Below are 6,591 nucleotides of genomic sequence, written 5' to 3'. Positions count from 1 at the left end.
GCTTCGCCCCCGCCCCACGGCCTCTCAGCTTCCTGCTAACGGCTCACTCGGCACAGCTGCGCGCTGCACAATTCGGGCGCCACCGGGGCCCGCCGGGCGCTGCACTTTTCGACTGCCGATCACACCGTGAATCGCCGCACGACGATGGAGTGCTTGTGTCCGCGGGAGTGACGCTCCACGAGGCCCTTAAGGCGTACGAGGAACTAGCCGAACAAGGCGTCACCATGCGTGTGGTCGACCTATATAGCGTCAAACCGCTAGACAGCCAAACGCTTCACGAAGCCGCGGACGCGACGGGATTTGTCGTCACGATCGAGGATCACTACCCCGAGGGAGGCATCGGCGAGGCCGTCGCTTCTGCTCTGTCAGACCACCCCATCCCGGTTTTCAAATTGGCCGTCAGCCACCGGCCACGTAGCGGCGACCCGGAAGTTCTTCGCACGGACGAGGGGATCTCTGCGAAGGCCATCGTGGGCTCCGTTTCCAACTTAGTACGAGCACTGCAGCCGTCGTATCGCTAGGCCAGCGGTTCGACGCCCTCGCTACCTTTGCCTTCTGAACACCTCCAAGTAAGAGGTAAGAGACCGGCGGGGTCAACCGCCGATCTCACTGGCTGGCATGCTACCGGATAGAGGCTACCTCGCGGCGTCGAGAAGCTCAGCTCACGCTCACCTCACAGAGTGCTCGCCGTTTCGAGTTCCTTCCATCCTTCGGCCCCGTCCGTGAAGTCCAGCACGTGATCGAAGCCGGCGTCGTCTAGCTTCTCGGCGGCCTTTTCCGAAGAATCGCACGAGGCGCTTGCGCAATAAACGACAACGGGCTGCGATTTGCCGCCCGCCTTTTCTTCGACCTGTTTGGCGAAGTCGCTATGGTACTGCGGAATGTTGACGGCCCCATCGATCTTGGTCGCCTCGAAGTTCTCGCTAGGGAGCGTGTTCACCAGCAAGAACTTTTGATTGTTCTGCCGCATTTCGGCGAGCTTTACCGCGGTGATAGAGCGCATGATCTTCTCCTCTTGCTAGGATCATTCTGTTATTGCTTGGGCGTAAGGCCGCCAACACGGCGACCCTAGACAAGTGTGCAAACGACGTTCCAGGCGAGCGGCGCGCCCGTAGGCGGCTTCCAACCCGCGGGCTGTCTGCCAAACGGTGCAGCGGCCGACGCCTGAATGGACGGGTGAATCGTCGTCAATCGGCCAAGCAAACCTCTTTCTTCGCCAGACCGTCTTTATCCGCCGCTACTTGGAACCCCATCCGTTGGGGCCTGATAGCGGGGTGGTTGATGGGCGCGACGTCTGTCGGGTGCCCGCTCAACTTGAAGCGTGGTCGCTCCTGTACCAAGAATGAAGACGACCTCGGGCGGTCGTAGAGGATGATCTGGCGTCGCTGGGCCCGCTTCAGCACCCTCCACCACATATCCGGTGAAGCGGCGTCCCACTGAAGAAGGGGGGGATGATCGCGACTACGTCGCCGTGGGAATGTCAACGCGACCTAGTGCTGGCGCGCGTCTGGGGGGACACGTCGTTGTAGAAGCTCGCGGGTGTGCCTTGTTACCTTGAGGGCTTTGGGGCCAAACCGCCACGGCTAGTGGCAAGCCTTGTTCCCGTCGAAACGACGCCTGCGGATCAACGCGGCGAGTGGCGGTAGTGCGATGAGGGCCCCGGAAGGGACCGGGACGGTCAAGGCTATGGCCGAGTGTCCGTATCGATCCTGCCAGGCGAGCAGGTCGTCGAGATTGATTTCGGTGAAAGAAGGGTCGTTCGCAAGCGTCGTGGAGCCAGCTTCGGCGTCACGCCACACGGTGTAGTCGGCCGCATTGACGAGGCCGTCGTCGTTGTAGTCACCGTGAAGGAAGCCGTCGGGGTACGCCCCTTCGACCTGGTAGCCCAGGTCGGTGAGCAACGCCGCGTCGAGGCGCGTCAGGTGCTTGCGGACGCCCAGCCGGGAATTAGGGTCGAGCAGCGTTTCGGAGACGACACCTTCCGACGCCCAAACCACTGACTGGGTGTCCTCCGCAAAATGACCCCCATCACCTGGGACAGGGCCGCCGTGCTCGGCCGTGAGGGCCGTTCCGACGAAGTCGCCGGCGAGATTGACTCCCACATAGTCCTCGATCACGGTCGAGGTCGCCCCCAGGGCGTGCATCAGTTCGTGCAGCGCGGTTCCATAAAGGTCGCGGGCCGAGCCGGCGGAGGGGTCCACCGAAGCAAGGTCGAACCCCTTCCACGCGGCGTCGGCCGCAGACCACTCCCAGTTGTCCGCCGACGAGTCGGCGGTCGGGGTCTTGTCAGGGTCCTGGATGCCGTAGCTATCGACGGGGTTGGCGCCAGGGTTTTGACCCGCGTACCAGTTGTACGCGGTGTTGAAATATACGCGTCCTCCCCAAGTGTTGAACTCGTCGCCGGCCGCGTTCCGGCGGTCGTTGCTATCCCACCCGGCCTTCGCGTTGGCAGTGGCCGCCGAGTCGAAGGCGAACGCCCCGACATAGATGACGTACTCGTTGGCGTCGACCGACCCACGATTCGTCGTGTCAACGTCGTTCGTGGAGGAGCTGTACGAGTAGCCGCGGCCGTCCGATTCGGGAGTTCCGATCAGCGTACCGCCGTCGAGATCGCGGATCGTCGCGGCCGCGATGTCGGTGAAAGTGATCGACTCTCGGAAGTTTGACAGAGGGGCCCAGTCGTCATTGGTGATGATGACCGAAAGCAGGTCGGCCGCCGCGTTCACCGCGAGGCGGCGGGCCCGGCCGTCGGGGGTCGAGGGGTCGAACCAGTTCTCGTTATGCGCATCGAGCGCGTAGTCCAGGACGATCGAGACGGCCACGGCCCGCTCCCCGGCCAGCACGCTGAGCACCAGTAGCAGTGTCGTCGTGCGCCTCATGAGCCGGAGTCGGAGGCAAATTCACCGTCCGCGGGGTGGCCCAAGTAGATATGCGTGCGGAGGTCGAGATCGCGGCTGAGGAACTGCACCGAGCCGTCTAGCAGCACCGCGAGGACGCCGCCGGGGTGCCAGCCGTAGGCGCAGTCGTTCACGTCGGCCGGTTGGCGGCTGTCGTTGTAGGCCTCCAGCTTCCCGCGGGTGGCCACGTTCGAGGGGTCGTTCGCTTCGTAGTACGCACGCGTGTCCGACAGCTCGCATTGGATGAAGAAGTCGGTCTTGTAGAGGGCGGCCTCGTCCCAATCGAGCCCGGGCGACGCGACCCAGACCGGCCACCGGGGGCCGAATGACCCGTCGTCAATGCCGTAGGCGGCCTCGCAGACGACGACGGTCTTCGACAACCCGTCGGTCACGTCCTTGAACTTGTAGCGGACTCGACGCGGCTGAGTGACCGAAAACGTGCTTCCGTCGTCGAGCTTGTACGTGCGAACGCGGCCAACGTCGCTTGGGTCGGGACGCACCAGCACCCCGGCGCGGCCGACCCCTTTGGAGCCCTTGTACGACATGGTCGCTAGACCGCGCACCACCTCAGGATTGACCGTCTCCGGCACGACCGTCGGGAGGGCGGAAGACGGGCAGACCAAAGCCGGTATCTGCTGGTCACTCGTCGGGATGATTCCCGGAGGCCCTAGAGAATCGGCGTAGTTGAAGTGGTCGTAGTACTCCCAAGCGTTCGCGTGATTTGTGAACGGCGGCACGGCGGGGGGGAAGTGATCCGCGATCAGGTCGAAGCGTGCTTGCTCCTCAATGTACGGCAGGAGGCGGGTGCACCAAGTCAGGCCCATCGAGGCGTCGTTCTGCGGATCGGAGTAGACCCCCTGCGGGAGGGCCCCTTCGGTGTCATGCACGTTCTGCATGCCGATGCCGATCTGCTTGAGGTTGTTCCGGCAGGAGGTCCGTCGCGCTGCCTCGCGCGCAGCCTGTACCGCCGGGAGCAACAACGCAACGAGGACCCCGATAATGGCGATGACCACCAACAGCTCGACGAGGGTGAAGGCGCGACAGTCACGGCCTCGCTCGGGGGATCGACTCACGGAAAGCCTCCTGCAGAAACGGTAGTTACCATGCGAGATCTGATGAGAGTCAGATCAACTCCCTGACCGCGTTCGACGGCCTAGCGCCGCCCCGCGGCTCGCGCCGCGGACGCAGCGCCGCCATTGCCGCGGCAAGGGCGCAGGTGAGCGTGGTCGGTTCGGGGATCGCCACACTGCCGACCGTGCCGTAGTTGTTCACCCAGACGTCGTAGTCCGATGGCGACACCGAGCCGGGCGTCAGGTCGTTCGGAAGAGTGATCGATGTGTCCAACGCGTCACGCCAAACGGTGTAGTCCGCCGCGTCGACGCGCCCGTCGTCGTTGTAGTCGCCCGGCAGGGCGACGGCCAAGGCCAGTCGGAGCGACGCGAGCGGGCTGAGGCCGTCCCAACCGGCCTCGTTCCACACGTTGGGATCGTCCAAGTAGCTAAGGCCCGTGAAGCCGTTGATGATATATTGCCGCGGGTCGAACTCGGAGTCGTTCCGGACCACCAACTCGGCGCTGTACGAGTTAAAGATTATGAGCGACTCGCCGTTGGCGGGGTCGATCATCTGGGAGGACCCGCCGGTGGGGCCAGAGTCGATCAGGCTCGCCGAGGCCGAGTCTTCCAGGATTAGATCGACGCCGTCCTCGATCGTGTCGGCCAACAGTGTTGATGTGCCCTTGAGGATCAGCCTCGACCCCTCGCCGCGGTTGCCGGCAAAGCCGTCTTCAATGTCGGCCCGCCCGCTTTCCAGGACGATCGCCGTGTCGGTGACGGCATAGTCCACCTCGTAGCGCATGCTAAGGCGGTCGCCGGACTCGAAGGTGGCCCCCTGGACCGAGGTCACCGAGTTTTCGACCACCAGGATGTCGAACGCCCGCAGCGTGGTGCCAACGATGGACACCTCGGCGCGGTCTTGGAACTCGATGTCGTCTCCCTGCGACTCGAGGAGGCCGCCGTTGAGGACGGTCGTCCCTTCGAGGATCACGTCGGCGTTGGCGATAATGCTGGCGTCGGTCAGCTTGAGCCCCGAGCCGGGGTTGAAGTCGAGTTGGCCGCCGAAGTCGGGCAGCGTCAGCAACGAGCCGGGGGTGAGTTCCAAGCTGCCGCCGAAGCCAAAATCGATCTCCCCACCGGAGGTTGTCACCGAGGCCCCGTCGATAAGCAGCGAGTGATAGATCGCAGACCCGGCATTGATCGTGTCCGATGGGGCGGGTGCACCGTCGGCGTCGGTCCAATTGGACTCGTCGAAGAAGTCGCCCGCCGCGGGGCCCGTGTAGGTATAGACCGAGGGAACTAGGCCCGCCTTCTCGGTTGTATCGACGGCGAACAAGTCGACCACGCCCGGCGTCGTCATGGCGCCAAGGTAGAAGACCCGCGAGCCGTCGGGGTCGAAGACGATCTGGCCCCCTTCGTAGACCGACTGGTCGCCTTCGCCCAAGGAGGTGTTCACGTCAAACTGCCCCGAGTTCGATGGCGGGGGTTCACTGATTCGGACACTCGGCCCCCCCGCGATCGGCTTGTAGAACAGCTCGGTGGTGGCGCTCGTGTTCTGTCCGGCCGCGTAGGCGACCGACAGCCCGTCGGGCGAGACCGCAAAGCTAGTGACGTCGCCCGCGAAAGGTAGCGGGTCGTTTAAGCGGACCGGCACGCCGCCGGTGAGTGGCAGGGAGAACAGCTCTTGCTTGCCGACTTCGAGGTAGTCGGCGATGAACAGCACGGACTGCCCGTCGGGCCCGGCGGCCAGGTGGTTGGTGATCGTGAAGTCGTGCCCCGGAGCGGTGATCGGCACCTCAACCGATACCCCGCCGGCCGCGGGAACGGTGAACAGCTTCGGACGGATGTTGTCGCGGCTCGACGCGTTCACGACCGGGTTGTCCGGCGCGTAGATCACGGTGGCGCCGTTCGGCGTGAGATCGAAGAAACCGAGGTCGAGGTCGCCATCCACCGACGACGTCACCGCCGTCGCGGCCCCTCCGCCCGCCGGGATGCGGTAGAGCACGTCCCAGTCGGGACGGGGGATGAACGGCACCGGCGACCCGGGGAACGCCGGGACCGACCCGTCGAAACCGGCGTTGCTGTTGAGGAAGTACAGGGTGGACCCGTCCGGGCTGAACTTCGGCGCGAAGTTCCCGTTGCCGGGCGAGACGAGGTTAGGGTTGGGGTTGAAGAACCCGTTGGGGGCGCCGCCGCCCTCGCCCGCTAGCGGGACCGTGTAGAGGCGGTTGGTTTGTCCGAGCGCGTCGTGCGTGGCGAGCACCGATCCCCCGGGTGTGAGGACCGGGGTGAAGTCCGTGTCGTACACGATGCCGGCGTTTGTCGTCGTGATCTGGGTGACGTTCGCCGTCCCCGTGACGAGGTCGGTCGGAACCGTAAGTCGGTAGAGCCGGTCTCGGCCATTCGCCGCTAGCGCCGAAGAGAACACCCCGTTCGCGATGATCGTAGCGCCGTCGGGCGTGATGGCGATGTTGGAGAACTCCAACTCGGTGGTCGTCGCCGGGCTCGTGCTGATCCGCACCGCCAAGGCCGGCGACGCCACCGCCACGCACGTCGTGGCGAGGGTCGCTGCCAGCCACAAGTCGCCTCTCATATCGTTTGCCTTTCGGAGCAGAATCAAAGGAATGCCAGGGTCGAAACCA

5 protein-coding genes are annotated in these 6,591 nt (G+C 64.5%); 1 reads left to right on the top strand and 4 read right to left on the bottom strand.

Annotation, left to right across the window (positions count from 1 at the left end; translation table 11 throughout):
* The first annotated feature begins 32 nt into the window (after positions 1-32).
* Positions 33-521, top strand: coding sequence for a transketolase C-terminal domain-containing protein (locus tag Pla108_RS21710; RefSeq protein ID WP_390616121.1), 489 nt, complete (start codon positions 33-35; stop codon positions 519-521).
* A gap of 152 nt (positions 522-673) precedes the next feature.
* On the opposite strand, the gene Pla108_RS19935 is transcribed toward Pla108_RS21710, so the two are convergent.
* The 4 genes from Pla108_RS19935 to Pla108_RS19920 form a co-directional block, all read right to left on the bottom strand.
* Positions 674-1,003 (bottom strand): rhodanese-like domain-containing protein, encoded by a 330-nt coding sequence (locus Pla108_RS19935; RefSeq protein WP_146446741.1) that lies wholly within the window; start codon positions 1,001-1,003, stop codon positions 674-676.
* A 580-nt stretch (positions 1,004-1,583) separates the two neighbouring features.
* Positions 1,584-2,879, bottom strand: a complete 1,296-nt coding sequence (locus Pla108_RS19930) for a hypothetical protein (protein ID WP_146446740.1) — start codon at positions 2,877-2,879, stop codon at positions 1,584-1,586.
* Positions 2,876-3,970 (bottom strand): DUF1559 domain-containing protein, encoded by a 1,095-nt coding sequence (locus Pla108_RS19925; RefSeq protein WP_146446746.1) that lies wholly within the window; start codon positions 3,968-3,970, stop codon positions 2,876-2,878. The genes Pla108_RS19930 and Pla108_RS19925 overlap by 4 nt, the downstream gene beginning before the upstream one ends.
* Positions 3,971-4,019: 49 nt before the next feature.
* The gene (locus tag Pla108_RS19920; protein WP_146446739.1) at positions 4,020-6,542 is read right to left on the bottom strand and encodes a TolB family protein; all 2,523 of its coding nucleotides are present in this window, start codon (positions 6,540-6,542) and stop codon (positions 4,020-4,022) included.
* Positions 6,543-6,591 lie beyond the last annotated feature (49 nt).

It is taken from the genome of Botrimarina colliarenosi (assembly GCF_007859955.1).
In the GTDB taxonomy this organism is placed as follows: domain Bacteria; phylum Planctomycetota; class Planctomycetia; order Pirellulales; family Lacipirellulaceae; genus Botrimarina; species Botrimarina colliarenosi.
Note: the sequence above shows the minus strand (reverse complement) of the source record. Positions and strands in the feature narration are given on the sequence as shown.

What these genes read in the sequence shown, in the direction of transcription:
- Pla108_RS19935 (WP_146446741.1), bottom strand. Translation starts at nt 1,003, where the DNA reads ATGCGCTCTATCACCGCGGTAAAGCTCGCCGAAATGCGGCAGAACAAT.
- Pla108_RS19930 (WP_146446740.1), bottom strand. Translation starts at nt 2,879, where the DNA reads ATGAGGCGCACGACGACACTGCTACTGGTGCTCAGCGTGCTGGCCGGG.
- Pla108_RS19920 (WP_146446739.1), bottom strand. Translation starts at nt 6,542, where the DNA reads ATGAGAGGCGACTTGTGGCTGGCAGCGACCCTCGCCACGACGTGCGTG.